The sequence below is a fragment of the Gemmatimonadota bacterium genome (genome assembly GCA_026706345.1).
Taxonomy (GTDB): Bacteria; JAAXHH01; JAAXHH01; order JAAXHH01; family JAAXHH01; genus JAAXHH01.
In genome coordinates this window covers 1-2684 of record JAPOYX010000224.1, presented here as the reverse complement: position 1 = coordinate 2684, position 2684 = coordinate 1, and the positions used below count along the sequence as shown (strand labels likewise).

Genomic DNA, 2684 nt, shown 5'->3' with positions numbered 1-2684 from the left:
CAGGGCCCGCCGGAAGGAGCACCGACAACCGCAATTGCCGGATTCCCGTCCCGGTTGTCTCCATGTGGATCGCCGCGCAGTTTGATTTTGCGTGATAGGAAGTATCCGGTCTTTTTGTTGTCCCGGCCCGGTTCCTGTTTCTTAAAATGGCCGCTTTCGATCTGAGGGATGCTGGATATGCCTGGTGTCAGATTCCCAATGCCGGGGGTCGTTTATCCGACGCAAGCAGCGTTCGAACGTTACGTCACCAATGGTCCGCTTGGCGAAGAAACGCTGGCCGAGGCCCTGATGTCCGCGCTGGGGCGATGGCCCGATCGTGTGGCCGTATCTTCGCCGGAGAGGGAGATCACGTTCGCGCAACTCGACCACGACTCCGATTGCTTTGCCGGGGCGTTGCTGGATATGGGGCTCGAACCCCTGGACCGGGTTGTATTCCAGGTCGTCAATAGCATCGAGATCGTCGTGGCCCTCATCGCCTGCTGGAAGGCCGACCTGATACCGGTGTGCACGCTGGCGGCGCACCGGGACGCCGAAATCTCCTATCTCGCCGGCCACTCGGGCGCCAGGGCGCATTTCATCGGCATCGAAGAGCGATTCGATTTCGCCGGCTTTGCCAGAGGCATTGCAGCCAGGACGCCGTCCATGGAGCACCTGGTGGTGATTCGCGGCGAAGGCCCCGACGATCTTGCGCACATGGCCGCAATGATCGCCTCGCAGGACAGGGCGAAAGCCCGCGCCCGCATCGAGGCGATCGAACGTGACCCCTACCAGGTAACCGTGTTCCAGTTGTCCGGGGGCACCACCAGCATCCCCAAGATCATTCCCCGATTCAGCAACGAATACCTTTACAACATGCAGGCGTTCGCCGACTGGGAGTACTTCGACGAAACCACCGTGACCTTCATGCCGCTGCAGGTCATTCACAACGCGGCGATGGTTTGCATCGTGTTTCCGACCCTGTTGCGTGGCGGCGAGGCGGTTGTCACTGCCTCAGTGGACCCGTTCACCGTGTTCAACCTGATTCAGCAGCGCAAACCCACCTATTTCGGCGTCATCGGCGCGGCGCTCAGCCGTATGCAGCAGGTCGGTGCCAAAAACCTGTTGCCGCTGGAGCAGGTGAAAGGCGTTTTCAGCACGAATTCCGCGCGCAAGACCGAGGAAGTGCTGGGGGTCAAGGGCATGCACCTGTTCGGCATGACCGAGGGACTCATCGCCTTCGGCCGCCCCACCGATCCGGAGGAAGCGCGATTTCGAACGATCGGCCGCCCGATTTCCGAGTGGGACGAAGTGCGGATCGTGGAACCGGGCACCGAGAACGATGTGGCGCCGGGAGAGATCGGCGAGATGATCTCCCGCGGGCCGTACACCTTCTGCGGCTACTACGATGCGAACGAGCGCAATCGCGAGGTTTTCACCAGCGATGGCTTTTTCCGCTCGGGAGACCTGATGGCCGCCCGCGAAATCAAGGGAAAAACCTACTATTCCTTCGAAGGGCGCCTCAAGGACATCGTCAGCCGGGGCGGCGAGAAGATCAATTGCGAGGAAGTGGAGCACGCTGCCCGCCGCCACCCCGGGGTGGGCGACATCATGATCGTGGCCATGCCCGACCCGGATTACGAAGAACGGGCGTGCGCTTTCATCATTCCATCGGGGTTGGCGGAGACACCGGACGTGGAGGGGCTCATGGAGTTTCTTGTCGGCGAGGGAATGGCCAAGTACAAGTGTCCCGAACGGGTAGAGGTTGTCGACGACTTTCCGCAGACCGATTCCGGCAAGCCCAGCAAGCCGTTGCTGAAAGCCAGGATCGAAGCGATGCTGCGCGACGAAGCCGTCGCGTGAAAGTATGCATTGTGGGGGGCGGGCCTTGCGGGATGTTCCTGGCGATTCTCCTGAAGTCCCGGGGCACCGCCGATGACATTCTCGTTCTGGAACAGAATCCCAAGGATGCAACCTACGGCTTCGGCGTGGGGCTGGCCAGGAGCGCGATCGACAAGCTGAACGAGGCGGATCCGCTGACCATGCAGGCGCTTGAGCGACGGATGTACCCGACCAACGTGCAGGTCATCGAGAATTGCGCCGGCGAGTTCGCCCTGGAATTCACCCGTCCGAACGGCATGATCACACGCCTGGATATCCTCAAGGTCCTGGAACGCCGCTGTGCGGAGTTGGGGGTCGATGTAAGGCACGAGGTGCGCATCGACCACTTGGGGGATTTCGGCGACTACGATCTCATCGTCGGAGCGGATGGCGCCAATTCGACGGTGCGCAGGCTGCACGCGGAGGAGTTCGGCACCCGCCATGAAAGGCGCGGCAACTACTTCGTCTGGTACGGCTGCGAACACCCCGGGCACGAGTCCGGCCTGCGTTTCAGGCGCTACCGGGGAGGCGGTATCGTGGCGCACTATTATGCCTATACGCCCGAGATGTGGACCTTCGTAGGAGAGGTCGACGAGCGGAGCTGGCACGCTCTCGGCATGGACCGGATGACCAATGCCGGGCGCAAGGCACTGTGCGAGCAGGCCTTCGATGACCTGCTGGACGGTCGGCCGCTGGTCGAGAACAAGTCGGAATGGATGCAGTTCGAGGCGATCGTCAACGAACGCTGGTCTGTGGGGAACCGGGTCCTGATCGGCGATGCACTGTACAGGGCGCACTACTCCATCGGCTCGGGGACTCGCCTGGCG

The 2684-nt window shown here is 61.9% G+C and carries 2 protein-coding genes; both read left to right on the top strand.

Going from position 1 to position 2684, the window contains the following annotated elements; translation table 11 throughout:
• Positions 1–177: 177 nt before the first annotated feature.
• Positions 178–1839 carry an AMP-binding protein gene (locus OXG98_16015; GenBank protein ID MCY3773513.1) on the top strand — a complete coding sequence of 554 codons (1662 nt, stop codon included), beginning with the start codon at positions 178–180 and terminating at the stop codon, positions 1837–1839.
• Positions 1836–2684: FAD-dependent monooxygenase (locus OXG98_16010; GenBank protein MCY3773512.1), on the top strand; the 849-nt coding region annotated here is incomplete at its 3' end. The genes OXG98_16015 and OXG98_16010, both read left to right, overlap by 4 nt.

Bases quoted from the DNA above. Each gene is read 5' to 3' on its own strand.
- OXG98_16015 (MCY3773513.1), top strand. From the start codon at position 178: ATGCCTGGTGTCAGATTCCCAATGCCGGGGGTCGTTTATCCGACGCAA.